The 26,713-nt window shown below is 65.1% G+C and carries 29 protein-coding genes; 14 read left to right on the forward strand and 15 right to left on the reverse strand.

What is annotated here, in order from left to right:
- Positions 1-47: 47 nt before the first annotated feature.
- Complete coding sequence (locus ACIBJI_RS34950; protein ID WP_396958670.1) at positions 48-1,208, forward strand: MFS transporter; 1,161 nt, start codon at positions 48-50, stop codon at positions 1,206-1,208.
- 113 nt (positions 1,209-1,321) lie between these two features.
- Positions 1,322-1,612: a hypothetical protein gene (locus ACIBJI_RS34955; protein ID WP_364345216.1), complete on the forward strand. Its 291-nt coding sequence runs from the start codon at positions 1,322-1,324 to the stop codon at positions 1,610-1,612.
- Here ACIBJI_RS34955 and ACIBJI_RS34960 read toward each other — a convergent pair.
- Genes ACIBJI_RS34960 through ACIBJI_RS34970 form a run of 3 tightly spaced genes read right to left on the reverse strand, consistent with a single transcriptional unit; the run spans position 1,609 to position 3,337 of the window.
- Entirely contained in the window at positions 1,609-2,151 is a 543-nt protein-coding gene (locus ACIBJI_RS34960; RefSeq protein ID WP_364345062.1) for a thioredoxin family protein, read from the reverse strand. The genes ACIBJI_RS34955 and ACIBJI_RS34960 overlap by 4 nt on opposite strands.
- A 39-nt stretch (positions 2,152-2,190) precedes the next feature.
- Positions 2,191-3,123 (reverse strand): threonine/serine dehydratase, encoded by a 933-nt coding sequence (locus ACIBJI_RS34965; RefSeq protein WP_396958669.1) that lies wholly within the window; start codon positions 3,121-3,123, stop codon positions 2,191-2,193.
- Positions 3,124-3,169: 46 nt separating this feature from the next.
- Entirely contained in the window at positions 3,170-3,337 is a 168-nt protein-coding gene (locus ACIBJI_RS34970; protein ID WP_364345058.1) for a hypothetical protein, read from the reverse strand.
- A gap of 175 nt (positions 3,338-3,512) precedes the next feature.
- On the opposite strand from ACIBJI_RS34970, the gene ACIBJI_RS34975 reads away from it, so the two are divergent.
- Positions 3,513-3,995 carry a hypothetical protein gene (locus tag ACIBJI_RS34975; RefSeq protein WP_397087593.1) on the forward strand — a complete coding sequence of 161 codons (483 nt, stop codon included), beginning with the start codon at positions 3,513-3,515 and terminating at the stop codon, positions 3,993-3,995.
- Here the strand turns inward: ACIBJI_RS34975 and ACIBJI_RS34980 are convergent.
- The gene (locus ACIBJI_RS34980; protein WP_364345054.1) at positions 3,982-4,575 is read right to left on the reverse strand and encodes a dihydrofolate reductase family protein; all 594 of its coding nucleotides are present in this window, start codon (positions 4,573-4,575) and stop codon (positions 3,982-3,984) included. The genes ACIBJI_RS34975 and ACIBJI_RS34980 overlap by 14 nt on opposite strands.
- A 63-nt stretch (positions 4,576-4,638) precedes the next feature.
- The gene (locus ACIBJI_RS34985) at positions 4,639-5,283 is read right to left on the reverse strand and encodes a winged helix-turn-helix transcriptional regulator (RefSeq protein WP_396958667.1); all 645 of its coding nucleotides are present in this window, start codon (positions 5,281-5,283) and stop codon (positions 4,639-4,641) included.
- Positions 5,284-5,330: 47 nt separating this feature from the next.
- Between ACIBJI_RS34985 and ACIBJI_RS34990 the strand changes: the two genes are divergently transcribed.
- Complete coding sequence (locus tag ACIBJI_RS34990; protein WP_397087595.1) at positions 5,331-6,260, forward strand: alpha/beta fold hydrolase; 930 nt, start codon at positions 5,331-5,333, stop codon at positions 6,258-6,260.
- Positions 6,261-6,291: 31 nt separating this feature from the next.
- Positions 6,292-7,002: a helix-turn-helix domain-containing protein gene (locus ACIBJI_RS34995; protein ID WP_397087597.1), complete on the forward strand. Its 711-nt coding sequence runs from the start codon at positions 6,292-6,294 to the stop codon at positions 7,000-7,002.
- 7 nt (positions 7,003-7,009) lie between these two features.
- Here the strand turns inward: ACIBJI_RS34995 and ACIBJI_RS35000 are convergent, their stop codons facing one another.
- The 3 genes from ACIBJI_RS35000 to ACIBJI_RS35010 form a co-directional block, all read right to left on the reverse strand.
- The gene (locus tag ACIBJI_RS35000; protein WP_397087599.1) at positions 7,010-7,399 is read right to left on the reverse strand and encodes a VOC family protein; all 390 of its coding nucleotides are present in this window, start codon (positions 7,397-7,399) and stop codon (positions 7,010-7,012) included.
- Positions 7,400-7,447: 48 nt separating this feature from the next.
- On the reverse strand, positions 7,448-7,861 hold the full coding sequence (locus ACIBJI_RS35005) for an arsenate reductase ArsC (RefSeq protein WP_364345044.1): 414 nt from the start codon (positions 7,859-7,861) through the stop codon (positions 7,448-7,450).
- Positions 7,862-8,167: 306 nt separating this feature from the next.
- The gene (locus ACIBJI_RS35010; protein WP_397087601.1) at positions 8,168-9,073 is read right to left on the reverse strand and encodes an oxygenase MpaB family protein; all 906 of its coding nucleotides are present in this window, start codon (positions 9,071-9,073) and stop codon (positions 8,168-8,170) included.
- Positions 9,074-9,197: 124 nt separating this feature from the next.
- Between ACIBJI_RS35010 and ACIBJI_RS35015 the strand changes: the two genes are divergently transcribed.
- Complete coding sequence (locus tag ACIBJI_RS35015; RefSeq protein WP_364345040.1) at positions 9,198-9,944, forward strand: Sir2 family NAD-dependent protein deacetylase; 747 nt, start codon at positions 9,198-9,200, stop codon at positions 9,942-9,944.
- 321 nt (positions 9,945-10,265) lie between these two features.
- Here ACIBJI_RS35015 and ACIBJI_RS35020 read toward each other — a convergent pair whose 3' ends face one another.
- A complete protein-coding gene (locus tag ACIBJI_RS35020; RefSeq protein WP_397087603.1) occupies positions 10,266-11,561 on the reverse strand; it encodes a D-arabinono-1,4-lactone oxidase in 1,296 nt (431 codons plus the stop codon).
- Positions 11,562-11,617: 56 nt separating this feature from the next.
- Positions 11,618-12,292, reverse strand: coding sequence for a TetR/AcrR family transcriptional regulator (locus ACIBJI_RS35025; RefSeq protein WP_364345036.1), 675 nt, complete (start codon positions 12,290-12,292; stop codon positions 11,618-11,620).
- Positions 12,293-12,411: 119 nt separating this feature from the next.
- Between ACIBJI_RS35025 and ACIBJI_RS35030 the strand changes: the two genes are divergently transcribed.
- The 7 genes from ACIBJI_RS35030 to ACIBJI_RS35060 all read left to right on the forward strand — a co-directional run bounded on the left by ACIBJI_RS35030 (position 12,412) and on the right by ACIBJI_RS35060 (position 19,422).
- Entirely contained in the window at positions 12,412-13,911 is a 1,500-nt protein-coding gene (locus tag ACIBJI_RS35030; protein ID WP_364345034.1) for an MFS transporter, read from the forward strand.
- Positions 13,912-14,263: 352 nt separating this feature from the next.
- Complete coding sequence (gene crcB, locus ACIBJI_RS35035) at positions 14,264-14,722, forward strand: fluoride efflux transporter CrcB (protein ID WP_364345032.1); 459 nt, start codon at positions 14,264-14,266, stop codon at positions 14,720-14,722.
- Between the two features lie 33 nt (positions 14,723-14,755).
- Complete coding sequence (locus ACIBJI_RS35040) at positions 14,756-15,130, forward strand: DUF190 domain-containing protein (protein ID WP_364345030.1); 375 nt, start codon at positions 14,756-14,758, stop codon at positions 15,128-15,130.
- Positions 15,127-15,489: a CrcB family protein gene (locus ACIBJI_RS35045; protein ID WP_364345028.1), complete on the forward strand. Its 363-nt coding sequence runs from the start codon at positions 15,127-15,129 to the stop codon at positions 15,487-15,489. The genes ACIBJI_RS35040 and ACIBJI_RS35045 overlap by 4 nt, the downstream gene beginning before the upstream one ends.
- Positions 15,490-15,536: 47 nt before the next feature.
- Complete coding sequence (pgm, locus tag ACIBJI_RS35050) at positions 15,537-17,177, forward strand: phosphoglucomutase (alpha-D-glucose-1,6-bisphosphate-dependent) (RefSeq protein ID WP_364345026.1); 1,641 nt, start codon at positions 15,537-15,539, stop codon at positions 17,175-17,177.
- Between the two features lie 85 nt (positions 17,178-17,262).
- Entirely contained in the window at positions 17,263-18,558 is a 1,296-nt protein-coding gene (locus ACIBJI_RS35055; RefSeq protein WP_364345024.1) for an MFS transporter, read from the forward strand.
- A gap of 126 nt (positions 18,559-18,684) precedes the next feature.
- Positions 18,685-19,422: a DsbA family protein gene (locus ACIBJI_RS35060; RefSeq protein ID WP_396958664.1), complete on the forward strand. Its 738-nt coding sequence runs from the start codon at positions 18,685-18,687 to the stop codon at positions 19,420-19,422.
- Positions 19,423-19,458: 36 nt separating this feature from the next.
- On the opposite strand, the gene ACIBJI_RS35065 is transcribed toward ACIBJI_RS35060, so the two are convergent.
- Entirely contained in the window at positions 19,459-21,417 is a 1,959-nt protein-coding gene (locus ACIBJI_RS35065) for an MFS transporter (RefSeq protein WP_397087605.1), read from the reverse strand.
- A gap of 396 nt (positions 21,418-21,813) precedes the next feature.
- Positions 21,814-22,146 (reverse strand): transglycosylase family protein, encoded by a 333-nt coding sequence (locus ACIBJI_RS35070; RefSeq protein ID WP_364345020.1) that lies wholly within the window; start codon positions 22,144-22,146, stop codon positions 21,814-21,816.
- A 740-nt stretch (positions 22,147-22,886) separates the two neighbouring features.
- Here ACIBJI_RS35070 and ACIBJI_RS35075 point away from each other — a divergent pair.
- Positions 22,887-23,204 (forward strand): TetR/AcrR family transcriptional regulator C-terminal domain-containing protein, encoded by a 318-nt coding sequence (locus ACIBJI_RS35075; RefSeq protein WP_397087607.1) that lies wholly within the window; start codon positions 22,887-22,889, stop codon positions 23,202-23,204.
- 403 nt (positions 23,205-23,607) lie between these two features.
- On the opposite strand, the gene ACIBJI_RS35080 is transcribed toward ACIBJI_RS35075, so the two are convergent.
- From ACIBJI_RS35080 to ACIBJI_RS35090, 3 genes are all read right to left on the reverse strand, one after another.
- On the reverse strand, positions 23,608-24,006 hold the full coding sequence (locus tag ACIBJI_RS35080; RefSeq protein WP_397087609.1) for a PPOX class F420-dependent oxidoreductase: 399 nt from the start codon (positions 24,004-24,006) through the stop codon (positions 23,608-23,610).
- Between the two features lie 101 nt (positions 24,007-24,107).
- Positions 24,108-24,764: a MerR family transcriptional regulator gene (locus tag ACIBJI_RS35085; protein WP_397087611.1), complete on the reverse strand. Its 657-nt coding sequence runs from the start codon at positions 24,762-24,764 to the stop codon at positions 24,108-24,110.
- Between the two features lie 40 nt (positions 24,765-24,804).
- A complete protein-coding gene (locus ACIBJI_RS35090; RefSeq protein WP_397087613.1) occupies positions 24,805-26,229 on the reverse strand; it encodes a serine hydrolase domain-containing protein in 1,425 nt (474 codons plus the stop codon).
- Positions 26,230-26,713: the final 484 nt, after the last annotated feature.

The raw sequence follows: 26,713 nt of genomic DNA on the forward strand, positions 1-26,713 counted from the left end.
GTTCTAGTTCAAATCATTTGAGTTGTCACTATCTGGGGAGTGAATGTATGCGTCCTGCTGTCTTTGCGCTCATGCTGGTGGTCTTCAGCCTGACCACCGGCGAATTCGTGATCGCCGGAATCCTGCCCGAGGTGGCGGATGGACTCGCGGTATCGGTGCCCGCGGCGGGTCTGCTGGTAAGCGCCTATGCGCTCGGCATGATCGTCGGCGGGCCGGTGGTGACCGTGGCGACGGCGCGGCTGCCGCGCAAACCACTGGTGGTCGGTTTGGTCGCGGTGGCGGTCGTCGCGAATCTGGGCTCGGCTCTCGCGCCGAACTATTCGACCGTGCTGCTGGCCAGATTCGCCGCGGGACTCGTGGTGGCAACGTTTTTCGCCGTCGCCATCGCGGCGGTCGTCTCGACGGCCGAACCCGGCCGCGAGGCATCGGCGGTGGCGCAGGTGGCGCTCGGCATGAATCTCGGCATTGTCGGCGGCACTCCGATCGGCGCGGCTATCGGCCAAACTTTCGGCTGGCGTGCGACATTCGTGTCGGTTGCGTTGTGCGCGGCGGTCGCGCTACTGCTTGTGCTGCGTTTCCTGCCGACGATGCCCGCGCTGTCGAGCGGATCGGTGCGCGGCGAGCTGCGCGTATTCGCCGATCGCCGTGTGCAATTGGCGATTGCGCTTACCGCGCTCGGCAATGTCGGTGTGGTGACGGTCTTTACGTACTTCACCCCGCTGCTCACCGAAGTGAGCGGCTTCGCGGCGGGGGTGGTTCCCGCGCTGCTGCTGGTGTACGGAGTCGGCGCGGTGCTCGGCAATTATCTCGGTGGACGGCTGGCCGATAGGGCGCTGATGCCATCGCTGGCCGTTCTGCTCGCAGCCCTGGCGGGCACGCTGGTGTTGCTGTGGGGAGTCGCCGATATTCAATTGATCACGGTGGCAATGATTTTCGTACTGGGTGTGCTAGCCTTCGCGATCATTCCCGGTATGCAGACCCGGGTCGTGACCTCGGCGGGCGGGGCACCCACACTGGCGATCGCGGTCAATGCCTCCGGATTCCAACTCGCCGCCGCGTGCGCGGGCCGCATCGGCGGCTGGGCCATCGATGACGGACCGGGGCTGCGTTCGATCTATCCGATAGCCGCTGTCCTCACGGTATCGGGCTCGGCGATGGCACTGTACATGCTGCTGCGTGATCGCAAGCCCGCGGTGGAATCGAGCTGACCGGTATGTCGTTGAATCCGATTGCTGCACAATCTGTCTCGAGTTGAGCCGCTATTATCTGGCTAGACGCTTACCAGCGTCGCCGATATCAGAAGAGGGGTACGACTGTGAGCATGATTCTCGCCGCGGCACATGACACGTATGGAGCAGTCCTGGCCCAACTCGGCAATCCGACACCGGAGGCGCCGCCCCTCGCGGACAAGATCCTGCAGATGGTCCGCTATTTCACCTGGTTCATCCTGCTCGCGGGCATTACCGCCATCACCTACGCGGGCGGTCGGTTCGCCTGGGAGAAGTGGTCCGGTGGTGGCCTGCAGTCGCCGAAGATGGTGGCCGGAGCCATGATCGGCGGCGTCGTCGCGACCAGCGCGGGCACCATCATGAATGCCGTAATCGGCAGCTAGGCACGCCATTTGATGGAGCAACCCATGCTCGGCCGGTGCGGCTCGGGCACGGGTGCTCCGGTGAGTACCGCCTCGACGGCGGCGCGTAATTCGTTGCCGGTCACCGGTTTACCGTTGCCGGGGGTGGATTCGTCGAAGGCGCCGCGGTACGCGAGTTCGAGGCGTGCGTCGTAGAGGAAGAAGTCCGGTGTGCACGCGGCGCGGAAATCTCGGCCCACCTGCTGTGTTTCGTCGATCAGGTAGGGAAACTTCCAACCGGCGCGATCGGCTTGGGCCCGTAGGTGTTCCGGCGCGTCATCCGGGTAGGCGTCGGCATCATTGGTGCAGATCGCCACGGTCGGGATGGTCAGTGTGCCGAGCACCTCGCCGAGCTTCGACTCGAGGTGCCGCACATACGGGCAGTGGTTGCAGGCGAAGACGACCAGTAGCCCGGACCCGTCCGCATAGTCGGCGCGGGCATGCAGGTGACCGTCGAGGTCGGGCAGACTGAATTCCGGAGCGGGTGTTCCGATCGGGACCATCAGGGATTGGACCGACATGAGGTGCCTCCATCCGAGTCGATATCGAGCGTAGTGCGTTTATCGCGCCAGATCCGCCGGATCGGTGTTGGCCCCGCACAGTACGACGCAGACCCGTTCACCCGGCTCGGGCCGATAGGCCTGGGTGGTCAATGCCGCGAGAGCCGTTGCGGCGGCGTGTTCCACGGCAACGCGGCGGTCCTGCCACAGCGCCAGCCGGGCCGCGATAATGTCGGCGTCGGGGACGAGCACCGAGGTCACGTCATAGTTCTGCGCCGCGTGTAGTGCCAGTTCGGTGGCGCGGCGGGCGCCGAGAGAATCGGCGGCGACCGAATCGACCGGCGCGTCGACGATCCGTCCGGCCTGGATCGCGTCGTGCAGCGCCCGGCAGCGTTCCGGCTCCACCGCGATCGTCCGGACGCCGTAGTGGTCCGCGGCCGTGGCGACTCCGGCGAACAGACCACCGCCGCCGACCGCGACGACAACGGTGTCCAGCCGTGGGAGCTGATGGTGGATCTCTACCATCAGCGTGCCCGCCCCGGCGGCGACGTAGGGGTTGTCGTAGGCGTGTGAGGGCAAAGCGCCACTGGTATCGGCGAATTCGCGACAGGCGGCGAGTGCTTCAGCGTATTCGGTGCCGACCAGGCGTACATCCGCGCCGTAGCCGCGCAGCCGTTCGACCTTCACCGTCGGCGCGGTAGTCGGTAGGAATACCGTCGCCGGTACTTCCTGTTCGCGGGCCGCCCACGCACACGCGAGTCCGGCGTTTCCGCCGGATGCGATGGTTACGCCCGCATCCGGCAGCGTCCCGTCGTCCTGGTGCGCCTGGATGAAGTTTCGGGCGCCACGGGCCTTGAACGAGCCGGTGTGCTGCATGAATTCCAATGCCAGCCACAGCTCACCCGTTGCGTCCCCGGGTGCGATGGCGACCGGCCGCACATGCCCGGTGATCCGATCGGCGGCGGCCTTCACATCGCCGTAGCTCAGCTCCATTCGCACTCCTGTCCTCGGGTTGCTCATTGCTCATCCTGCCCTCTCATCAGGCGTTGGGGAGCGCCCGGTGCAGGGGGTCGAGTAGATCGGTGAGGTGGTGGTCGTAGGGCGCCTGATCGAAGACCGTGGTGTCGCGCATGGTGAAGCCGTAACGGGTATTCGGGGAGGGCGCCGAGGCGTAGCGGACGTGCGCCACGTCGAGGGCGCTTGCCAAACGGGCGATCGGCTCCGGAGTATCGAATCATCTTGGCTCGCATGGGCGATCAACAATTCGGTGGTAGATATCCATCGAGTCCTCTTATTTGCGAACAAATTGCTGATATTCCCACCATGTAGTCTGCGTCCCATCTGGAAGTTGTAGTCATGCTCTGTCGAAGAGAGGTTGACCTGTGAAACTGATCTGGATGACGGTGACGGCCGCACTTGCCGTTGCCGTGGCGGGCTGCTCCGATGACAAGTCCACGACGACCGCATCGAGTTCGTCCGTACCTGCGCAGACGAGTTCGGTGAGTGCGACACCGATCGAAAACCAGGAGCCGGGCGAGGGCGTGCGGATTCCGTTGGGGGAGACCAGGAAAGTGCCGATTCCCGCCGATGCCGTGATGGATATCAGGGTGCCCGTCGACTGGGGCGCGGCTGGCGCCGGACTGCGCTGCGCGGTAACCGACAGCACCGGACGCAACGAAGACCTCCGTTCCACGAATACGAAAAAACAGGAAACAATCGGCGGAAAAGAATGGATGACGTTGTGGACCTTTTCCTCACCCGCGGGCGCCGAGGTCACCGTCGGATGTAAGGATCCGGAGGCGAAAATCGCCGCGGGCGACGATCATCTGATCCGGGTCGTCCCGCGTGGCATCACCCCGCACTGAATCGCTGTGACGCGGGCGCCCACCCCGCCTCCCGGGCCTGTGGTACGCCACCGCGATTGTCTACCGTGTAGACGATTTCCACCGATCCGCCGGGCAATGCGCGCGAACTGTCGAGGGTGAGGCCGGTGTCGATATCCAGGGCTTCGGTCAGCCGCATCCCGCCGCCGACGAAGAAGGGCAGCACGACCAGTTCGAGCTTGTCCAATGCGCCTAGTGCGCGGAAGGTTTCGATGGTGCGCGGACCGCCGATCAAGTGGACATCACCACCGCGATTGGCCGCGCGCAGCTGCTCGAGCAATCGCGTCGGATCGCTGTCGACGGTGACGTGATCGGGAGTGCCCGCGGGGCGCTGCGATGCGAGCACGAACACCTGCAGTGTCGGCCACGGCCAGCGGTCATTGGTCAGCGCGGGCGCGAAGGTGGTGTGCCCCATGAGCGCGGCCTCGCAGGTCGCGACGAATTCCGGAACGCCGTGGCTTTCGCCGGGCACATACGCCGGGTCGACTACCTGTGGCGGCCACCCAGTGGGCGTGGTGATGTAGCCATCGGCGCTCATGCACAAGCGAGAACGGATTCGCATACGACGTGCCTCCTCGGTGGTGTTGTCCAGTCTGCTCGATACGACGACGCGGCCGCCGGGAATTCATCGGCGACCGATCACCAATCCCAGTAGGCGCAAGGCGAGTTCGGTATCGCCCGTGACGTGCACGCGGTCGACCACATCCGCCGGATCGAGTTGGCGCGTGCCGAGGCGACCGAGGGTGTGCAGGTCGGTGGTGACGGTGGCATCGGCATTGGCGAGTTCACCGGGTGTCACGGTGGCTCGTCCGTCGTCGATGACGATGGCCGCAGCGGAACCGTCGATGTGGAACTGGATCGTCGCCCGCATGTCGGCGGGAGGGTCGATCAGTGTCGCGAGGAAGACGAGCGTCCATTCGGCGCGGTAGCTCTCCTCGGGCCGTCGCGGTTCGTCGAAATGGTGCCGCATGCCCCACATGGCAAGGGGGACAAGCGCTGCCGCGAGTTCCCGACCGGCCGGGGTGAGTTCGTACACCTGCGACGCTGCCGGTGGCGGCAGGGTGGTCCGGCTGATCAGGCCGTCGTCGTCGAGCTGTTTGATGCGCGCGGCGAGCAGGCTGGTCCCGATGCCGTCGAGTGCGTCGGCGAGGTCGGTGTAGCGCTTCGGGCCCGCCATGAGTTCGCGGATGATCAGCAGCGTCCAGCGTTCGCCGACGAGATCGAGGCTGCGGGACAGTCCGCAGTACTGGTTGTAGGTGCGCCGCGCCATCGCCATCCTTTGAGTTCGAAATCATGGTGTGCTTACTTCTAAATCTTATGTTAGCTTCGAGTTGGGGGGTTGGTCGAACTCAGGAGAGACCCGTGACTACATCGCTGACGAATTCCGCCGAACTCACCGCACTTTCCGCCGATATCCCGACTGCCGTGCGCCACCACTTCGTTCAGATCGATGGCCTGCGCATCCACTACGCCGAGGCGGGCGCGGGTGAACCGCTCATCTTGCTGCACGGCTGGCCACAGCACTGGTGGGAGTGGCGGCACGTGATCGCACCGCTCGCTCAGCGGTATCGGGTGATATGTCCGGATATCCGCGGCCTCGGGTGGTCCGAAGGATCCGGTGACGGCTATACGTTCGAGCGCTTGGCGCGTGATCTCGTCGAATTGCTGGATCGGTTGGAAGTGGATCGAGCGCGGGTGGTCGGACGTGATTGGGGGCTGGTCGTGGGGTATCGCGCCTGCCTGAACTGGCCGGAGCGGTTCGACCAGTTCGTCGCGCTGGCCGGTGTGCATCCGTGGACTATCGATGGGGTGCGTCCCGCGGTATTCACCAGACCGTGGCACGTCTACGCGCTTGCCGCGCTTGGACGTTCGTCAGCACTGCAAACGGTGCTGACAAAGCGGAGTCTGCGCGCGTGGCGGCACCAGGGGCGCTTCAGCGATGCGGAGGCCGCGGTCTATCTGTCCCGGATGCGCACACCGAGTGCGCATGCGGCGACCATCGACTTCAATCGCAATGTGATGTTGCACGAGGTACCGCATTTCGTACGGCACTACCGCATGATGCGGCTGCGGGTGCCGACCCTGCACCTCAACGGCGCCTGCGATCCGCTCTCCGAGGGCGTGCCGGACAGCTATCGCGATTACGCCGACGATATGCGCCTGGAACGGATCCCGGACTGCGGTCACTACGTGCCGGAAGAGCGGCCGCAGTGGCTGGCCGACCGGCTGCTGACCTTCCTCGGCTGAGGCGCGAGGCGGCGCGGGTAGCCTCGGATTCGTGGCAGAGGTAGTGCCGGGATACCGGGAGCGGCCGTCGCGGCTGCCGGGCGCCGTGGTGTGGACGAATACCAATGTCACCGGGGCCGCAGCCTTACCGGTGTTGCCGGACGGATGTATGGATCTGCTGTGGAGCAATGGCAGGTTGCTGGTGGCCGGACCGGACACCCGGGCGTATATGGCCGATGGTGCGACGGGCACTCGATGGGTCGGGATTCGATTCGCACCGGGCAGCGCGCCCACACTGCTCGGGGTGCCCGCGCACGAATTGCGCGATAAACGAGTGGAGTTGCCGGATCTGTGGCCCGCGGCGGCGGCTCGGCGGCTCGCGGAACAGGTCGGGGCGGCTGCGGATCAGACTGCCGCATTGGAGGCGATCGCAATGCGGCGGGCCTACCACACCGAACCGCCCGACCCGGTATTGCGACGGATCGTCGATGCGCTGAATGCCGGATGGTCGGTGGCGGCGACGGCCGAAGCAGCCGGGCTCGGTGCGCGGGTATTGCATCGACGTTCGCTCGCGGCCTTCGGCTACGGGCCCAAGACATTGGGCCGAATCCTGCGGCTGCAGCGGGCGCTCGCGGTGGCCCGCAGCGGAGTACCGCTCGCGGACACCGCATTTCGTACCGGATTCGCCGATCAGGCCCACCTCGCGCGCGATGTGCGCGAACTGACAGGTATGCCGTTGAGCGAGTTGCTCACCCGCTCATAGCGAAGGCTCAATCGGACAGCGGGGCGTACAGATCGACGCTATTGCCATCCGGATCCAGGATCGTCGCGTAGCGCTGGCCCCAGAAGGCGTCCCATGGCTTCAGTTCGCCGCGGTATCCGGCATCGATGAGTTCGCTGTAGACCGCGTCGACCTCGGCGGGGTCGACGCACTGGAAGGCCAGGCCGAGTCGCCCTGCGGAAGTCGGCGGCTGCCACTCGGAGTGGAACGACTTGATCACGGCCTCGGTATCCAGCGTCAGGCGCATACCGCCGGGCAAGGGGGCCTCCATATGCCCGTCATCCGCCTCCGGGAATTCGAGACCCAGGCGTCGGTAGAAGGCGAGGGAGGCGGCCATATCGCTGACGACAATGCCGATGACATTGAGTTGTGGAGTCATACCCGCAGCGTATGCCGCCCTTCGGTGGGCGTCTTGAACAAATCGGACTCAGCAGGCGGTGGCCGGGATCAGTTCCGCGATGAGGTTCTCGACCAGGATGCGGATCCGGTCGCGGATCGAGCGCACGATGGCGATGTCCTCATCTGTCGCCTCCGGCAGCATCCAATCGCGGTAGCTGATACCGGGGAAGAACGGGCACACGTCGCCGCAGCCCATGGTGACGACGACATCGGACATGGCGACCGCGTCCACGGTCAGCAGCTTCGGCGCGTGCGCCGAGATATCGATATCGAGTTCGGCCATGACCGCGACGGCGGCCGGATTGATGGTGTCGGCGGGCGCGCTCCCCGCGGAGTGCACATCGATGCGGTCGCCGGCGAGCGCATCGAGGAATCCGGCGGCCATTTGCGACCGGCCCGCATTGTGGACACAGACGAACAGCACGCTGGGCTTGTGAGCCATGTGCGGGAATACCTTTCAGGCTGGTGCGTGGTTCTGGGCGCAATGTCGGGATTGTCGGACGGTTGCACCGGGTCTGCGTCGTAGGGTGCGTGATACGTATACCAGGATGGGTGGAATATGTTTCGCGACGAGGGGGGCGACTTTGTCCGCCAAAGCATCTCGAGGCCCGTCGCTCGAGAGTTGTTGCCGCACGCGGGATATCGACCGAGAAGAAACCGGTCGGTCAGAAATTCAGTGTTTTGCCTGGATATGACGCGGCCCGCGGTGCCGGAGCGGCAACCGCGGGCCGTGCACGCGCGCGAGGCGTCACATGGGACGCAGGTTGATGACCTTGCGCAGCCGCGCGCGATCACGCTCTAGCCGCCGCGCCTCGTATGCGATCGGAAAATAGCGCACCCGCTCCGGTAGCAGCGGCACCGTGCGGGCGATGAACCACCCCAATGCCTTCAGCTTGCGCTCATCGGACTCCGACCACGTCAGGCCGAGCTTGCGCCGGGCTGCCTCCGGGGTGGTGCCGACGGTGACGAAGTACTGCAGCCACCCGACGGGTGCGACGGCACTTTTCCAGACCGGGTGCAGTACCCGTGGTAACTGGGTCGGCGGCGCGATCGTCCGGATCACCTTCAGGTAGTCGTGTGCAGTACCGGTCGCCTGCAGGTGGTTCTCCACCATATCTGTGAAGAATTTCTCGAATTCTGTGTAGTCCGCCGGAATCTCCTTGGGGGCGACCGAGAAATTTCGCATGAGTTGCACCGTCTCCTGGAAGTACGCCTCCTTCTCGGCCGCGGTCAGTGGGCGGCGGGCGAAGTATTCGGTGCTCACGGTGAAGGCGAAGGTGCCGGTGTGCAGCACCCAGGCCCAGGGCCCGGAGGCCAGCGCCTTGTGCCGGACGCCGTCCGGAGTGGTGGTATTGAGCGAGGCGTGCATCTTGCGCAGGCGATCCGCCTCGGCGATCGCCTCGTCGCCGCCGTAGATCCACATCATCACCGAGCCGAGGCTGCGCACCGCGCGTCCGAGTGGATCGGTGCGGAAAGTGGAGTGTTCGTCGACGACGGCGGCAATGGTCGGTTCCATGGTCTGCAGCAGAAATGCCGAACCGGCGGTGAGGGAGAAGGTGATCAAGCCGGTCTCGTCCCACATGCGCGTCCCCGGTGCGAACGGGCGGCGCTCCGGTGTGGTCCGCGAATCGGCGTCCGGTGCGACGGCTGTCATTGCGATCTCCTTTGATCGACCATCTAAGAACTTGAGAGACTTAGTGTAACAATCTCTCACAAATTTGGCTTGTCGACCGCTCTGTCCTGGGCACCGCTGACACGGCCCCCTAGGCTGAATCAATGTGACGACCGACTGGCGCAAACGGGACGGGCGGATCGGCGTGCTCACCGGCGCGGGCATCTCCACCGATTCCGGCATTCCCGATTTCCGCGGCCCCCGCGGCGTGTGGACGAAAGACCCCATCGCCGAACTGTTGTCGACCTACGATGCCTACCTCTCCGATCCGGAGCTGCGCAAACGCTCCTGGCTGGCCCGCCGCGACAATCCTGCCTGGCAGGCCCAACCCAATGCCGCGCATACCGCACTGGCCGATCTGGAACGGGCCGGACGCACCATCACGATCATCACCCAGAACATCGACCGGCTGCATCAGCGCGCCGGATCCTCACCGGGCCGGGTGATCGAAATTCACGGCAATATGTTCGAAGTCGTCTGTATCGGTTGCGAATACCAGACGAGCATGGCCGCCACCCTGGCTCGCGTCGCGGCGGGCGAGGCGGATCCGCCCTGTCCGGCATGCGGCGGCATTCTGAAATCCGCGACCATCATGTTCGGCCAGCAAATGGATCGCCGCACCATGACCAAGGCCGCGCTGACCGCCGAGTCCAGCGATGTCTTCTTGGCAGTGGGTTCCTCGCTGCAGGTCGAGCCCGCGGCATCGATGTGCGCGATCGCGGTCGACAGCGGCGCGGATCTGGTTATCGTCAATGCCGAACCGACGCCCTACGACAGCATCGCCACCGAGGTCATCCGCGAACCCATCGGCACCGCCCTACCACGCTTGGTCGCTGACGTACTGGCAAGTTGACGCTAACCCGCTTGGTCGCCGAACTAGTACTGGCGAGTTGACGCGCGACTCTGCCCCAACGGAGCGAGTTTTACGGGCGACACCTTGGCGGTCCAAGCGCACGCGACGCAGGCGCGCAGGACTCAACCATCCACCGTGCATCAGGTGCCGAACTCCCCCGCCATCACCGACCGCCACGGAGTGTCTTACAAAGAGTCAAGGACAACCGCCGCAGGGCTCTCATCCATAATCTCTGTCTTACGAGCGGCCCGTTCGCGGCCCGACGCGAGACACCAGGGGGCCGCCAACACGCGGCGCCCGCGCCGCCAACAACACAGCAAATCAAACACAACCGAGTACCCGCTCGACGTAGCCGTTGGCGAAGCGGCCTTTGGGATCGAAGCGGCGGCGCACCTCGGCGAAGTGATCCCAATCCGGGTAGCGCGGCCGCAGTGTTTCGGCGGTCTGGAAATGGCGTTTGCCCCAGTGCGGGCGGCCGTTGTATTTATCGAAAACCGCCTCGCAGGCGCGGAAATACGGCTCGAAGTCCATACCGCGGTACTGGTGCACGGCGATGTAGCACGTATCGCGCCCGTTCGCGGGGGAGAGATACGCGTCATCGGGGGCGACCCAGCGCACCTCGATCGGCATCGGCGTATCGAACCGTGTCGCGAGCTCCTTGATCTCGCGAATGGCGGCGACGGAATGTTCGCGCGGGATCGCGTATTCCATCTCGGTGAAGCGAATCAGCCGGGGCGAGGCGAAGACTCGATAGGAGCGGTCGACCTGGCGGCGGTAGCTGCCCGCATATGCCGCGCCGCGATGAATCCACGGGACCAGCCGGGGCCGGCGCTTGCCGAGTCGGCACAGCGCGTCGAAGGCGTAGTTGGACATCAGGATGTCGGCGAACCAGTCGGCGGCCCTACCGCGCGGCTGTTCCGGCAGGTCGACGGGGTTATTACGCTTGGTCATGGCCAGCGGGCTGTGCCCGAACATGTAGAACTCGAAATGCTGGTTGCCCTCGACGTAGGAGTCCAGATCCGCGAGGACCTCCTCGACCGGTACCGGGCGTTCGATCCCCTCCAGCACGAATGACGGCACCAGTTGCAGGGTGACCGCGCTGATCACGCCGAGCGCCCCCAAGCTGACCCGCGCCGCGCGCCAACCCTGCGGATCGGACTCCTCGTTCAACTCGACCCGGCTGCCGTCGGCGAGTATCAGCTCGATGGATTGCAGTACGGCCGAAAGGTTTTGCAGCGTCGCGCCGGTGCCGTGGGTGGCGGTGGCGGTCGCGCCCGCGATGGTCTGTACGTCGATATCGCCGAGATTGGGGAAGGCCAGGCCGAGCGGATGCAACGCATTGCTCGCGGCATTGAGGGTGATGCCCGCCTCGACTCGGGCGCGGCCGGTCTCCCGATCCGCATTGAGGATGCGGTTCAGCTTCGCGAGGTCGAGCAGAATCCCGTCGGTGAGGACGGCATCGGTGAACGAATGACCCGCACCGGCGACACGTACAGTCTGTCCGGTGGCGGCGGCGCGGCCGATGATCTCGGCCAATTCTTCGGTATTGCGCGGGGCGGCGATGGCAGCGGGCGCGCACTGCTGATCCCCGGTCCAGTTCCCCCACGAGTTGGTCATGCGTCCAACTGTAAGGGCTGGCTCGGAGCAGCGCTAGATATGTCCGGTTTTCTGCGCTAGCGCTTGCGGCCCGCGCAGACGAACGACTTGGCCTGTTCGACTTCTTCGTCCGTCAGGGGCGGTGCCGGCAACGGTCGGCGTGGAGTGTCATCGCTGCGTACGCCGTTGAGTGCGATGGCCATATAGCGCTGCCACGCATTCGGATTCACCGGCTTGGAGAACTCGGCGAGCGCGTCGACCATATGGATCAGTGCGAAGAAGTCCGAGGGCTCGATATCGGGCTGCAGTGCGCCGGCGTCACGCGCGCGATCGATGACCGCGGCGACGGTCGGCTTGATCCGGTCGCGCAACTGGGCGAAGCGCTCCAGATCCTCCTCGAGTTCCAGCATGACCTCGCTGAAGCCGCGATTGGTAGCCAGATGAGTGCAGGCGTACTCGAAGAATTGGACCAGCCCCAGCCATGGGTCGGGATGCTTGGCCGCGGTATCCGCGGCGACGGCGAACTCGCCGACATTCTGTTCGAAGACCTCGGCGATCAGTTCCTTCTTGTTGGCGAAGCGCCGGTAGACGGTGCCGACGCCGACCCCGGCGCGTTCGGCCACGTCATCGAGGGTGATCTCCAGGCCGTGATCGGCGAAGAGCTGACGGGCTGCCTCGACGATGCGCTGCTGATTGCGGGCAGCGTCGGCGCGTAGCCGCCGAGGTGGAGGCACGGTAGTGGCGGGATTCACAGGCACATCCTAGCAATAAGCGGGATTAAGTGGAGGAGTTGTCTCCGTTATTGTGTTAGCTTAACTCGGTAAGCGGAGGAAGTTCCTCCGGATTAAGCCTCGAGACAAATAGGGGACACATGACTACCACGTTGGACCGTGGGGCACCCGCCCCCGAGACAACTGACTCGGGCCGCCGCGGTTCGCACGCTCTGCGCTGGTGGGTGCTCGCCGTACTCGGCGTGGCTCAGCTCATGGTTGTGCTCGACGCGACCGTCGTGAATATCGCGCTGCCCGCAGCGCAACAGGACCTCGGTTTCAGCGATGGCGACCGACAGTGGGTTGTCACCGGCTACGCCCTGGCCTTCGGCAGCCTATTGCTGCTCGGTGGCCGACTCAGTGACCTGTTCGGCCGACGTAACACCTTCATTATCGGCCTGATCGGATTCGCCGGCGCCTCTGCGGTCGGCGGTGCGGCCACCAGCTTCGAAATGCTGGTCGCGGCCCGCGTCGGACAGGGCGTCTTCGGTGCGCTGCTCGCGCCCGCAGCACTGTCGCTGCTCACGGTGACCTTCACCGAACCGGGTGAACGCGCCAAGGCCTTCGGCATCTTCGGTGCGGTCGCCGGTGCGGGTGGCGCCATCGGTCTGCTGCTCGGCGGTATGCTCACCGAATGGGCCTCGTGGCGCTGGGTGATGTTCGTGAACCTCGCCTTCGCGGCGGTCGCACTGGTCGGCGCGGTGCTGCTGCTGGCCAAGCATGTGGTCGTCGAGCGGCCCAAGCTCGACATCCCGGGCACCGTCGTGGTGACCGCCGCACTGTTCGGCATCGTCTACGGGTTCTCGCACGCCGAATCGACCAGCTGGGGCAACCCGGTCACCCTCGGTTTCCTGATCGGTGGCGCGGCCCTGCTCGCGATGTTCGTGTGGATCGAGACCCGAGTCGCGAATCCGCTGTTGCCGCTGCGCATCGTGCTGGACCGCACTCGCGGCGGTTCGTTCCTGACGGTTTTCGTCATGGGCATCGGAATGTTCGCGATCTTCCTGTTCCTGACCTACTACATGCAGCTGAGCATGGGGTACTCCCCGATCAAGACTGGTCTGGCGTTCCTGCCGATGGTGGCGGGCATGGTCGTCTCCTCGACCACGGTGCCCTCGCTGCTGCTGCCGAAGGTCGGTCCGAAAATGGTGGTCGCCGGTGGCTTCCTGGTCGCCGCGCTCGGCATGGCATGGCTGACCCAGATCAGCCTGGACAGCAGCTATGTCGCGAATATCCTGCCCGCCCTGATCCTGATGGGTCTCGGTCTCGGTGGCGCGATGTCGACCGCCTTCCAAGGCGCGACCGCCGGTGTGCACCACGAGGATGCCGGTGTCGCCTCGGCAATGATCAACACCAGCCAGCAGGTCGGCGGCTCGATCGGCACGGCGCTGCTGAGCACCATCGCCGCGTCGGCCGCGACGGACTACCTGTCATCGCACACGCCGGGTCCGCTGGCCGTGGCACAGGCGCAGATCGAGAGCTACACGACCAGTTTCTGGTGGGCCACCGCGATTTTCGCGGCGGGTGCGGTGATCACCGGATTCCTGATGCCGAATACGGTTCCGGCTCCGTCGGAAGGTGAACCGGTAATCGTGCACTGATCTGTTCCGCTCGAACAGCACAACGCCCGCATCAATGATGATGCGGGCGTTGTGTTTTCCGGAATGTTCAGCAGTCCGTCCGGCTACGAAAGACCACACTTGCCACGAATCGATCTGCCGAACAGTTGCTGGCGTCCGCTTTTCGCCGTCTTCCGAGGCGCTGCGGGTACCGCCCTTCGTGCCGCCATCATCGCTGCGGACCTGTGTCCGTAAGCGGAGGTGGAAACTTCGGCCAACCTTCCCGGCATTCGTGTGCCCTCGACGCCGCCGTGTCAACGAACGATGCTGTTCATCGGGTGTGCCGCCGTGCCGGATGTTCGGCTCGGCCGACCCGACCGTTAGCATTGCGCCGGTGACATTCGGCTCGGCAGGAGGTCAGCGGATGGGTCAGCGGGCCCGCAACCCTGCCGTCGAACCGTTGGTGCTGGTGGTGATCTCGCTCGGCGGTGGTCTCGGCGCGCTGGCGCGCTACGGCATCGGCGTGTGGTGGCCTTCGCAACCGCATCAGGTCCCCTGGGCGACCTTCACGATCAATGTCGTGGGATGCTTTGCGATCGGAATTCTGATGGTTCTGATCACCGAGGTGTGGGTAGCCCACAGACTGCTCCGCCCATTTCTCGGTATCGGCGTGCTCGGCGGCTTCACCACTTTTTCCACCTACAGCCTCGAGGTTCGTAGACTGCTCGAATCGGGTGCCGCGGTCGAGGCGCTCGGCTATCTCGGGGGGACGGTGGTGGCCGGACTGGGGGCGGTTGTGCTCGGCATGTTTTCGGCACGGTGGGCTACTGGTACGGCACGGCGGACGAGTTGAATAGTGGACAGCGCGACGGAAGGGGGTCAGGCGATGAAAGATTCACCGACGGGCACTGGTCCGGCGGCGGGACAGTGGCAGTCGGCGGCGCGGCTGACGGTGCTGCTCGACGAGGACGACAAGTGGCGGCACGGGCCCCTGTTCCACGAGATCGTGCGGCGCGCCCGCGACACCGGCCTGGCCGGCGCCAGCGTGTGGCGTGGCGTGGAGGGTTACGGCTCGTCCTCGCGCATCCACACCAGTCGGATCCTAGATCTGGCCGAACATCTACCCGTGCTGGTGATGATCATCGACGAGGTCGAGCGGTTGCGTGCCTTCGTCGAACAGAATTCCGAGGTACTCGCCGGGGTGACAGTCGCATTGTCCGAGGTCGAGGTCTGGCAGCCGAGTCTGGGAGTCGCCCGATGATGGTGGTGCTCGTCCTGGTCGGCGGCATGGTCGGTGCGCCTGCGCGGTATCTCATCGACCGTGCGGTGGCCGCGCGATTCGAATCTCTGCTGCCGCTGGGCACATTGACCGTTAACATTGTCGGTTCGGCGTTGCTCGGTGGACTGATCGGCGCCGGCGCGAACCACTGGCTGTTGGCCGCCGCGGGAACAGGTTTCTGCGGTGCGCTGACCACATTCAGCACCTTCGGCTACGAGACGATCAGGCTCGCGGCCGAGGGCGCCTACGCCTATGCGGTGGGCAATGTGGTGCTCAGCGTCGCGACCAGCTTGACCGCGGTGTTCGTCGCCGCGGCCACGACCCAGTGGTTGTGGACATGATTTTGATGACGAGCCGGGCGCAGCCGACACGGAAGGGAGACCCGAGCATGGCCCATGATCGAGCCGGGCGACCCGCGCGTCCCACCGACCTGGAGGACATCGCGCGTCTGGTGACGGCCTACTACAGCCGCATCCCGAATCCGGCCGAGCCCGCGCAACAGGTGGCCTTCGGGACCTCGGGACATCGGGGCTCCAGTCTGGACACCGCGTTCAACGAGGCGCATATCCTGGCCATCACGCAGTCGATCGTGGAATACCGCGCCACGCGCGGGATTACCGGTCCGGTCTATCTGGCCCGCGATACCCACGCATTGTCCGAACCCGCGTGGACCACCGCGCTCGAGGTGCTGGCCGCCAATGATGTGACCACGATGATCGATGCCCGCGATCGCTACACCCCGACGCCCGCACTGAGTCATGCGGTGTTGCGGCACAACCGCGGTGGGGCCAAGCATCAGGCCGATGGCATCGTCGTCACGCCGTCGCACAATCCGCCGCGCGACGGCGGCTTCAAATACAACCCGCCGCACGGTGGTCCGGCCGATACCAAGGCCACCGATGCCATCGCCAACCGTGCCAACGAACTGTTGCGCAGCGGACTGGCCGGGGTGCGGCGGACCACGCTGCGGCATGCGCTGGAGAACTGCGTCGAGCGCTACGACTACCTCGACCACTACATCGCGGATTTGCCGAATGTGTTGAACCTGGATGCCATTCGTGGCGCCGGGATCCGGCTCGGCGCCGACCCGATGGGTGGGGCCAGTGTCGACTATTGGGAGGAGATCGGGCAGCGCTACGACCTCGAACTCGAGGTTGTCAACCCGTTCGTCGATCCGACCTGGCGGTTCATGACGCTGGATTCCGATGGCAAGATCCGGATGGATCCGTCCTCGCGCTATGCGATGGCCTCGCTGATCGCGATCAAGGACGATTACGACATCTCCACCGGCAACGACGCCGACGCGGATCGGCACGGCATCGTCACCCCTGATGGCGGACTGATGAATCCGAACCACTTCCTCGCGGTCGCCATCGAATATCTGGTCGCGAATCGGATGGGCTGGGATGCGCTCACCAAGATCGGCAAGACGGCGGTGAGTTCGTCGATGATCGACCGGGTGGTCAGCGTGCTCGGGCGCGATGTGTACGAGGTGCCGGTCGGCTTCAAATTCTTCGTGCCCGGATTGTTCAGCGGCAGTCTGGCTTTCGGCGGTGAGGAGAGCGCGGGCGCATCGTTCCTGCGGATGGACGGCACCGTCTGGACCACCGACAAGGACGGCATCCTGCTCGCCCTGCTGGCCACCGAAATCGCCGCGGTCACCGGCCAGAGCCCGTCCGCGCGCTATGTCGAACTCGAGAAGCGCTACGGCAGTCCGGCCTACGCCCGCATCGACGCCGCCGCGACCCCGGAACAGAAAGCACTGCTCGGGAAGTTGACACCGGACATGATCAGCACAAAGGAGATCGCCGGTGAGCCGATCACCGCGGTCCTCACCCGAGCCCGCGGCAATGGCGCCCCCCTCGGCGGACTCAAGGTCACGACCGAAAACGCCTGGTTCGCCGCCCGCCCCTCCGGCACCGAAGACAAGTACAAGATCTACGCGGAGTCCTTCCAGGGGCCCGAACATCTGACCCAGGTCCAAGCGGCCGCGGAAGAAGTGGTGGGGCAGGCGCTGTCCGGTGAGTGATAGATCGACTGCGGGGTCGTCGGGGTCGCTAGGTTCGAGAGCTTCAGCGGGGGAGCAGGGCGGCGCGGGGGCCGGATGGGGTGGGGTGGCATCCAGGGCGCTGCCGGTTGAGATCTGGGTGTTGGTGGGGGCGTCGTTTGTCATCGCCGTCGGGTTCGGTCTGGTGGCGCCGGTGTTGCCGCAGTTTGCGCGGGGGTTCGGCGTCGGGGTTGCCGCGGCTTCGGCGATTGTGAGTGCGTTTGCGTTGATGCGGTTGTTGTTCGCGCCGGTCAGTGGGCGGTTGGTGCAGCGGCTGGGGGAGCGGTCGGTGTATCTCGGGGGGTTGTTGATTGTCGCTGTTTCGACCGGGGCCAGTGCGTTTGCCCAGAGTTATTGGCAGCTGCTGGTTTTGCGGTCGGCGGGTGGGGTCGGGTCGACGATGTTCACGGTGTCGTCGCTGGCGCTGGTGATCCGGATGTCGCCGCCCGCGCAGCGCGGGCGGGTCTCCGGGCTGTGGTCGACGAGTTTTCTGATCGGTTCGGTGAGCGGACCGTTGGTCGGCGGTGCGCTTGCCGGGCTCGGATTGCGGGCGCCGTTCCTGATCTACGCGGCGGCGTTGCTGCTCGCTACCGCGGTGGTCTATGTGAATCTGCGGCATTCGACCCTGGCCGCACCCGAACCGGTGGGCGGGCTGCGGCTGATGTCGTTCCGCGAGGGATTGGCGCGGTCGGAGTATCGGGCAGTACTGCTATCGAACTTCGCCAATGGTGCGGCGGTATTCGGCGTGCGAATGGCGCTCGTGCCGCTGCTCGTTGTCGAAGTGCTGCATCAGAAACCGGGCATGGCCGGTGTGACACTGACAGTGTTCGCCGCAGGCAATGTGGCGGTGCTTTTCGCATCCGGCAGGCTCTCCGACCGTTTCGGACGCAAACCATTCCTGATCACCGGATCGCTGATCTGTGCGGCCGGTACCGCCGGACTCGGTCTCGCGTCGAACGTGCCCTGGCTGCTGGTGACCTCATTCGTGGCCGGGCTGGGTTCGGGCATGTTCACTCCCGCCCAGCAGGCCGCGGTCGCGGACGTCATCGGACCGAAGGCCCGCGGCGGCCCCGTCCTCGCGGGCTTCCAAATGGCCGCCGACCTCGGCACCGTCATCGGCCCGGTCGCAGTGGGTGCCGTGGCCCAACACTTCTCCTACGCCCTCGCCCTCGCCCTGACCGGCGCATTACTCGCCATCGCCGCCGCCATCTGGGCCTTGGTCCCGGAACCACTGCACCGACGAGGCGTCGAATCGAAAGTGGAGATCGCCGCGGATCACCCATCCGACTACATCTACCGCCCCGACGGCGCCGAGTGCCTCGTAGACACCCCCGCCCCAGCTCCTCAAAACGCCGCCCGCTGACCTGGACGTCTGATCACCAGGTAACCCTGGAGGGGCTCTCCGTTTGCCCGCATAAACGCATGGTGATCAGTGGTCCAGCAGCACCCCGTGCGCGGGGTGGCGTGTGATTGGGGCAGAGTGTTCGGGGTGAGCGAATCGGGATCGAAGTACACGCCGCGGCCGATGTCCAGTGCGACGACATATGCCCTGGGTGGCGTGGCGCTCGCGCTCATCGTGTTGATCGTGATCCTCGCGTTCCGGTGGGGGCGCGACGACGCCACGATCCGCAATGACGGCTACGGATCGGTGCACAGCGCGGACGTGCACGCGGTCCTGGACCAGAACAACGGCACGATTCTGCTCGGCCGCCCGGACGCGGCGAAGACCATCGATGTGTACGAGGATCCGCTGTGCCCGTCCTGCGGCGCGCTGGAGCGACTCTACGGTCAGGAGATCGCGCAGCAGATGGACGAGGGCAAGCTCGCGGTCCGATACCACCTCGTGACCTTCCTCGACCCGAAGTCGAAGAGTAAGGACTATTCGACCCGCGCGGTCGCCGCGAACGAATGTGTCGCGGAAACCGGTTCGGGTCCGGTGTATTCGAAATTCCACGCGCTGCTGTTCACCTCGAAGCAGCCGGAAGAGGGCGGCGCGGATCTCAGCAATGACGATCTCGCCAATGTCGCGAAGGAATCGGGCGCCTCGCTGGCGGCGGTGCAGTGCATCAGCTCCGGCGCGAAACTCGATGCGGCGAAGATCCACGCGCAAATGGCACGCGCGGCGTTGACCGATGCCAACGGCGAGGTCGCCACGCCCGCCGTCTTCGACGGCAAGAACAAGGTCGAGGTGAACAACCACGAGTGGGTCCTCGACCTGACGAAGTAATCGTGCCGGGCGGTGGCGCCGCCCGGCACGACGCACCTACCCGGCGGGCTCCGGCTCCGGCTCACCCTTCGCGATCGCGCTCAGTTCGCGCTCGACGAGTTCGTCGTGCGCCCTGGCCTGCGCGGCCGCCTTCTTCGGGCTCCAGTGTCCGGCCATCAGGAAGACGAACGGTAGGAACACCACCTGCGCGACCAGGCAGATCCACCACCAGCGTTCCCACTGCTTCGGCGAATCGGCTTGCGCCTGCTGTACTTCCTTGGCGTGCGCGGCCAGATAAGCCTGATCATCTGCCGGGATGGTGCCGACCGACTGCAACTGCGTAGTCGCCTGCGCCAGTTTGGGGCCGACGGTCGCGGCCACCGCGAGGTCGGCGGCCGGAATCTGCTGCACGGCTTGCAGGCGCGCGATCGCCTGATCCACCGGAATACCGAACTTCTTCGCGACCTGTCCGACCGCCGCCAGACCCGCGTTCGCGTCGGCCGGATTCGTGGTCAGTGTGGTCAGTGTCGCCGAATCGATGGCCTGCAGCGTCGCCAACTCCTGCGGATAGCGGGTGTTGAGACCGACGGTGGTCTGGATATCGGCGGGTGACGCCCCGGTCAGCTTGGTCAGCGCGGTGACCTGTGCGGCCTGATCATTGGGGTTGTGCTGCAGTGCCGCAAGGGTTTCCGTGCCGACCGTCTGGATGGTCGCGAGTTGCTGGGCGTATTTGTGTGCGATCTCCGATAGCCGCGGTCCGTAATTGACCAGCGGACCGGCCGCGTTCACCACGATCAGCAATCCGAACAGCACCACGGTGACGACGCTGCGCAGCGTGCCGCCCCACACCGCGAGACCCACCGCCGTCGCGGCGGGATTACGGGCCTCGACCGTCTCGGTGAAGCTCGCCATCCAGGTGGAGTAGGCGATGCCGGTGCCGACCGCGATCACTACGAAAACCGTCGCGAACGAGTAGTAACCGGTATCGGGCTGATCGGTGTAGCCGATGAACATGTACATGCCGACGATGCTGATGAGCGCGCCGACGATCATGAACGGCTTGCGCACCTTCAATTTGTCCGACACGATCCCGGCCAGCACCAGGGCGATCGCATTGGCGGCCCAGTACCAGTTGCCGAGCGCATTGGCCTTGGCCGGACTGAATCCGAAGTTCGTCGCCATATACACCGGAAGGAACGACACGATGGTGTAGAAGAAGGCGAGGAACAGGCTGATCGCCAAGGCCGAGCCGATGATGTCGGGGCGCAACATCTGTCGCCACACACCCTGCTCGAGTTCCTTGACATCCAGACCGCGGGCGCGGGCCTCGATCAGCGCACGGTCGCGCAAGGTCACCATGATCTGGTCGCGCAGTCGCGGATTCAGCTCGCGCAATCCGATCACCGCGACTACCGCGATGACGAGGCTGATCACACCGCACAGCCGATAGTGGTACTGCCAATCCGGATGCGCGTCGAGCGTGTGAGTGGAGATCTGCGTCGTGACCAGGGCGCCGATGACCGGCCCTAGCGTCCAGAAGCCCATTGCCGATGCCCGGTCCAGCTGCGGGGAGAAGTCGCGAATCAGAGCCGGTGTGGCCACCAGCACCGCACCCTCGACAATGCTGACCAGGCAGTACACGAGCAGGTACTGCTCTTTGGTGGTCGTCGCGGGCACCGCGAACAGGGTCAGCAGCGAGCAGATCACCACGCCGTAGGCGACGATATTCGCCCGCCCCCATCGATCCAGCACGCCCGCGAGCACCGAGGCAACCGCGCCGAAGGCGGCGCCGATGATGAAGATCCAGACGAAGTAGGCGAAGGACAGGTCGAAGTAGCCGATGAGTTCATTGCCCACGGCGCCGGTGACGAATAGTTGGTAGTAGAGCGCGATCGAGGCGATGACCACGACGGCCAGGTACCAGGAGCGGGCGGGTGTATCGGGATAGTGCGGTAGTTTGCGTTGCCACAGCCCTGTGAGCAGGGTCGGCGGATCCGCAATCTGGGTCGAGCTCATGGTCGAGATGCCTTTCTAGCCACGGCATTTCGTAAAGGACCTGAACCGTGTGTGGATCAGGGCGATTTGCCGGGTGGACACAGGGTAGTGAGATGGATCACTGCCCGCAGGTGTTTCGGACCATGAGAACGCTCGATTTGCGCAATTGGAATAGACGGTACCGATGAGTGGGACCATTGGTTGACGCCGCAAGCATCTCGAGCTGGGGTGGGGATTATGAATTCGGCCGCCGCAGTAAGGGTTTCGATTCCGAGGCGGGGGCGGATATTCGCCGGAATAGCACGGCGGTTGCGCACGGGGGCTGGAAATAATTCCGGCAGTGGCGATTTCGTTGCTCGTACCGACGACAACGGGGCCCGTGCACGATGGCGCGGACCCCGTTAGGTCTATCCGGGCTTACAGGTAAGCGCCGCACACGGGCCAAGCGCCCGGGCCCTGGGTGGCGAGCACATTCTCCGCGACGCGGATCTGCTCCTCACGGCTGGCGCCGCTCGGGCTGCCCGAGCCGCCGTTGGCGGCCCAGGTGCTCTGCGTGAACTGCAGGCCGCCGTAGAAGCCGTTACCGGTCGCGATGCCCCAGTTGCCGCCGCTTTCGCACTGCGCGACGGCGTCCCAGTTGTGGCCGGAGGCCGACGCGGTGGCGGTGGACAGGCCGAACGGAACGGCGGCGATGGCACCGGCGACGGCGGCGAGACCAAGGGCACGGGTGAACTTGCGGTTCTGAGTCATGTGGATTCCTGGCTGCGCCCGCTCGGCTCCGGCGGACTTCCGCCGTGTCCCTGCCCCCAGCGATGTCGGGGACCCTCGAAACCGCGGGGCAGGGTTACCGGCGTTCAGCGATTCGAGTTCGAGCCCGTCGCATTGATCCGGGCTGTCGACGACGACGCTAGCGAAGAATTCGCGACAGATCACGTTGAGATAACGTCCGAATTGCCTCGACCCTAACTGCGGATTATCGACATTCACGCAGTTCGAATGCGTAAAAATGTATATATACGACCGTTCGTGATAGTTACGTTATGTGTTCGGGATCACTACGAAATAGTGATCTGGATCGCGTTTGAGCGCTGGATCCTGGGGTGTATGTCTGGTTTCGCCGCCAGTCCGGCTCGGTGCGGATGGTGAAGTTGTGACCCGCTGGGGTATTTGTGAATCCCGCTCGCCCTCGGATCGAAGTCGACAAATCGAGCTTTGCGGCATGTGGGTGTTATGTGACGCTTCGAGCGCGAGCTGCCTTACCGATGTCGACGTGGCGCCGCATGGGGCTTCGACGCACACGGCCCGAGTGATGCCGACAGCACATAGCTCGTGGCGACTGGAGACGTGCAAATGGAATGTTGCGCCGCAAACGGCGATGGGTGCCGAGCGGTCACGTGAGGGGCGCGCAATCTGGAGGTGTCAGGGGCCAGTCATGGGGCAACGGGCGGGGGCACCGCGCCTCCGGCCATACGGCCGAGCGTTGGCGAGGGATGCTCCGTCTCGGTATCGCCGAGGCCGACCGAATGCCTGAGCTGGCGGCGGGCCTCTACGACGTCCTCTTCGGGATCACGGTCGGCGATCTCGCGTCACATTTGGTGGCAGCCTTTGGCCTCGCGGCCGACAAGGCAGAGGTCGTGGCGAACGAACTGATCGGCCTCGTCATCCACCCAACGCTTCCCCGCCTGCTGTTCGGAGTCGAACCCCTCGTGGACGCGATGCCAGAGGAGACTCGGCTGGCGGCCGATGTCGACCTCGACGGGATCAGGCACCTCCTCCGCATCGTGATGCCTCCGCCGCCCGCAGCGTGAGGCCGGCGACTGTCGACAGCCACCGCACTCATGCTCGGCCTTTCGCGCAGGAGCGCGGCACGACCGCTGTGCTCACGCAGGCGCTCACGCGGGCGCGCCGGTCGGCTGCGGCAGGCCCAGCGCGCCCAACCTCGCAGCGAACCCGATCCATCGCCCGGAACTACCGCTCCCGAGCCGGAATGTGTTCAGCGGTGGCACACTTCGCGGAGTGCGAACGCGTCGCGCACCGACCAAGAGGATCCCGCGGGCCGCTCGAGGCGGCTATGTGTCAGCTCCGCTGTCGTACGCCCGCTGGCAGTTCTGGATTTCCTCGCCGTGCTCGACAGTCCAGCTGTAAAGATGCCCAAACGGCTCGCGCAGGATGGACGAGGTCGTCCGGTTCGCGATCGCCCGCGATGCCTGACTACTCGGCGCCGCGACTGGTGAAGTCGAAGGATCCGCTGTCGATGCCCCAGGAGATGACCCGTTCGGGGTGAATTCGGATGACCGCGCGGTCCTGGGGTTGGAACGGTGGCTCCTCGTCATCGAGCGCCTCGGCCGTGCCGCGTACCTCGATGCCGCGAATAACGTACGGCTCCAATGAAACCTGTTCGTCGATGACGAACGACACCCGGCTGCCCGCCTCGACGTTGCGGTACTTTCGACTGGCACGCATCCGCATGCCCCCGATGTCGATCGTGCCGTCGGCGTTCACCCGATAGCTGGTCGGGTTGTTCTGCACAACGCCGTCGGGCGACACCGTGGCCAGCCGCCCGATCCCGGCCTCCGCGAGGAACTGCTGTTCATTGATGGTGAAGGTCATGTCAGGTACTCCTGGTGAATTCTATGTCTAGCAGCGCTAGATAGTGGAGCAACGGTAACATTCGTCCACTAGCTTGTCTAGCGTTGCTAGATTTCAGCTCGCTACCCGCGGGGTCGCGCTCGGATCAGCAAGTTGCACATGCCCGGAAGGCGCCGTACCACAGGCAGCGTCGACGCCGAGCGTCTCGTCACGTTCACGGGCAACCAGTTCCGGGTACGGTCCGCGAGGGCGGGGAGGCGGGGATCGTTCGGCGACCAGTCGTAGGCGGCGTCGTGTTCGAGGTAGATGGCACGGAACTCGGGATCGGTGATGAGGTCGCGTTTTTCGGTGATCCAGCCGTCGCGTTCCAGGTGGATCCGGTGTTCGCTGACGCCGAGTTCGCGCAAGTCGTCGAGGTAGTCGGCGACTTCGGGGGAGACGAAAAGTCGGTCGCCGCCGCGTAGTTGGGCGAGCCGATCGCGGGTTCGTCGCAGTTGCGCGATGCGGTCGCGGAGGTGGTCGATCTCGGCGATGGCTGCGGTGAGCGCGTCCGGGTCGGTGTCGAGGAGGTCTTTGATGCGGGCCAGTGGTACGCCCGCATCGGCAAGGGTTCTGATCTTGATGAGGTCGATGGCCTCTTGGGCGGTGTAGCGACGGTAGCCGGACGAGTCGCGGTCGGGTTCGGGTTCGGGTTCGGCGAGCAGACCGCGTTCGTGATAGTGGCGGATGGCTTTGATGGTCACTCCGGCGTAATCCGCGAGTCGGCCGATCGTGATCATGCTGGACATCCTTCCACTCCAGCGGCGGCAAACGGAACAGTCAGGCCCGTCGGGTCAGGCGACCTCCGCCGTTGCGGAAGCGCGCCTGGCCGTCGCGGACATCGTGGTAGGAGACGAGCAGCAGTCGCAGATATCCGTCGAATGCCTCGTGTGGGTATCCAGCGGGCGCGAAAAGGCCGGGCCGGATCGGGACGTAGCGTTGCGGCGGGGCGGAGGTCGTGCCGCCGGCGAACTCGGTGAAGATACGCCGTTGCGATTCGTCGGCCGGTTCGTAGGTTGTCCGCTCTTCGAGCTGACCGTCGACGACGCTGACGTCGACGCGGAGCTGATTGGAGCGGTAGGTGCCCGCGTAGGGGGTGAGGTCGACGTCGGGCTCGGATTCGGTTATCAGTGTGGGCGTTTGGACGCCGAGATGCTCGCTCAGGAGCCGCTGCAGGATCTGGTCCTGCAGCATGATCGCTCCGGAGGTATTGCCGAAGGCGGTGAAGACCAGGTCATGTTCGGGTACAACGCACAGGATCGATACGCCACCGGGCGATGCGCCCGACATGGCGAGGACGGTCGTGTCACCGAACGGATACAGCACCCAGCCCATGCCGATCGGCGGGACGTTCGGGCTGGCCATGTCGAAGGAGACCTGCTGCATCAGCGCGGTCGACTCGGTCGAGAGAACCCGTGCGCCGCAGGGAGATACACCGCCCGCGAGGTGCGTGCGCCCGAAGGCGAGCAGGTCTGCGATGGTGCCGATCGGCGTGCCGCCGGCTGGTCCCCAGGTGTCGGGCAGCGTGAACATGGCTGTGGGCTTGGCCGCCATGGTCTCGGGGTCATTGAAGTGGCCGACCGCGGTGCTGCGCAGGATGGCCTGCTCGGCCGAGGTGCTGGAGTCCTGCATGCCGACGGGTACGTAGAGATCGTGCTCGAGAAGTTCAGGGAACGGAATGCCGGTCACCACCTCCAGCAGGCGTCCCGCAACGATCATGCCGCCGTTGGAGTAGCTGACCTGCTCACCGGGTTCGAACAGGGTGCCGCAGCTGCTCGCGAGGCCCTCGACGTAGATCCTCAGGGCGTCGCGACCCTTGGCATCGGGGAAGAACAGGTCCGCGTCGATGCCATTCGTGTGCGAAATCAGGTGCCGGACAAGGACTTTGTCCGCCGCACCCGGTACGGTCAGGGCGAATTCGGGTAGGTACTTCACGACCGGTGTGTCGAGGTCCAAGACTCCGCGCTCGACCTGTTGGAGGACCAACGTGGTGGTCATGACCTTGGTGACAGAACCGAAGAGGAATCCGGTGTCTTCGAGCATCGGTGCGCCGGTAGCGACGTTCGCGGTGCCGTGGGCGACGACGATCTGTTCGCCGGCGTGGTAGACGCCGGCAACGAACCCGGGAACGTTGTTGGACTCGCAGTAGGCGGAGACCTGCTCGCGGATCTGGGCTTCGACGGTGTGCAGTGCGTTGTTGTTCATGCGAACCATCGTCGAACCTTGCCCTAGGGGCAAGGTCAAGCCCGGAACAAGGAAACCGGTGGACGCCGCCGCCGCGAAACGCACGCTATGCCGCGAGGAAGGCGATTCCCACCCGGCATACTGACTATAGTCAGTAAGAGTTAGCTGTAAGGCCGCATATCGAGTGATTTCACCTGGTTGCGGCAACATGCTTGGTCCCGGGTTTACCCCGAGTTGTTGTGTCGGAGGCGAAGTGTCCTCGCTGCGGGCGAGTGCGCGAGCGCGGGCTGCCGGCAGTGTCGCGTGTGGTGACATACCGGCAGCCGATCTGCCGACCGTGCGCGGACTGCGAGGCCGAGCGGGAGTCCCTCGGGCTCGCCTCGATCCAGCCAGCACGCTGGCCGGTCGATCCCGACGACTATCCCCGTGTCAGCTGAGACCATCGCCTTGTACCTCGAACACCCGTTCGTCGAAACTGCGAAAGTCGAGACCCCCTACCGTCACC

Origin of the sequence: Nocardia sp. NPDC050408 (genome assembly GCF_044458905.1) — a bacterium.
Lineage (GTDB): Bacteria > Actinomycetota > Actinomycetes > Mycobacteriales > Mycobacteriaceae > Nocardia.

Coding starts and splice junctions, on each gene's coding strand:
- ACIBJI_RS34950 (WP_396958670.1), top strand. CDS start 48: ATGCGTCCTGCTGTCTTTGCGCTCATGCTGGTGGTCTTCAGCCTGACC.
- ACIBJI_RS34955 (WP_364345216.1), top strand. CDS start 1,322: ATGATTCTCGCCGCGGCACATGACACGTATGGAGCAGTCCTGGCCCAA.
- ACIBJI_RS34960 (WP_364345062.1), bottom strand. CDS start 2,151: ATGTCGGTCCAATCCCTGATGGTCCCGATCGGAACACCCGCTCCGGAA.
- ACIBJI_RS34965 (WP_396958669.1), bottom strand. CDS start 3,123: ATGGAGCTGAGCTACGGCGATGTGAAGGCCGCCGCCGATCGGATCACC.
- ACIBJI_RS34980 (WP_364345054.1), bottom strand. CDS start 4,575: ATGCGAATCCGTTCTCGCTTGTGCATGAGCGCCGATGGCTACATCACC.
- ACIBJI_RS34985 (WP_396958667.1), bottom strand. CDS start 5,283: ATGGCGCGGCGCACCTACAACCAGTACTGCGGACTGTCCCGCAGCCTC.
- ACIBJI_RS34990 (WP_397087595.1), top strand. CDS start 5,331: ATGTTAGCTTCGAGTTGGGGGGTTGGTCGAACTCAGGAGAGACCCGTG.
- ACIBJI_RS35000 (WP_397087599.1), bottom strand. CDS start 7,399: ATGACTCCACAACTCAATGTCATCGGCATTGTCGTCAGCGATATGGCC.
- ACIBJI_RS35005 (WP_364345044.1), bottom strand. CDS start 7,861: ATGGCTCACAAGCCCAGCGTGCTGTTCGTCTGTGTCCACAATGCGGGC.
- ACIBJI_RS35010 (WP_397087601.1), bottom strand. CDS start 9,073: ATGACAGCCGTCGCACCGGACGCCGATTCGCGGACCACACCGGAGCGC.
- ACIBJI_RS35020 (WP_397087603.1), bottom strand. CDS start 11,561: ATGACCAACTCGTGGGGGAACTGGACCGGGGATCAGCAGTGCGCGCCC.
- ACIBJI_RS35030 (WP_364345034.1), top strand. CDS start 12,412: ATGACTACCACGTTGGACCGTGGGGCACCCGCCCCCGAGACAACTGAC.
- ACIBJI_RS35040 (WP_364345030.1), top strand. CDS start 14,756: ATGAAAGATTCACCGACGGGCACTGGTCCGGCGGCGGGACAGTGGCAG.
- ACIBJI_RS35045 (WP_364345028.1), top strand. CDS start 15,127: ATGATGGTGGTGCTCGTCCTGGTCGGCGGCATGGTCGGTGCGCCTGCG.
- pgm (WP_364345026.1), top strand. CDS start 15,537: ATGGCCCATGATCGAGCCGGGCGACCCGCGCGTCCCACCGACCTGGAG.
- ACIBJI_RS35065 (WP_397087605.1), bottom strand. CDS start 21,417: ATGAGCTCGACCCAGATTGCGGATCCGCCGACCCTGCTCACAGGGCTG.
- ACIBJI_RS35070 (WP_364345020.1), bottom strand. CDS start 22,146: ATGACTCAGAACCGCAAGTTCACCCGTGCCCTTGGTCTCGCCGCCGTC.
- ACIBJI_RS35075 (WP_397087607.1), top strand. CDS start 22,887: ATGCTCCGTCTCGGTATCGCCGAGGCCGACCGAATGCCTGAGCTGGCG.
- ACIBJI_RS35080 (WP_397087609.1), bottom strand. CDS start 24,006: ATGACCTTCACCATCAATGAACAGCAGTTCCTCGCGGAGGCCGGGATC.
- ACIBJI_RS35085 (WP_397087611.1), bottom strand. CDS start 24,764: ATGATCACGATCGGCCGACTCGCGGATTACGCCGGAGTGACCATCAAA.
- ACIBJI_RS35090 (WP_397087613.1), bottom strand. CDS start 26,229: ATGAACAACAACGCACTGCACACCGTCGAAGCCCAGATCCGCGAGCAG.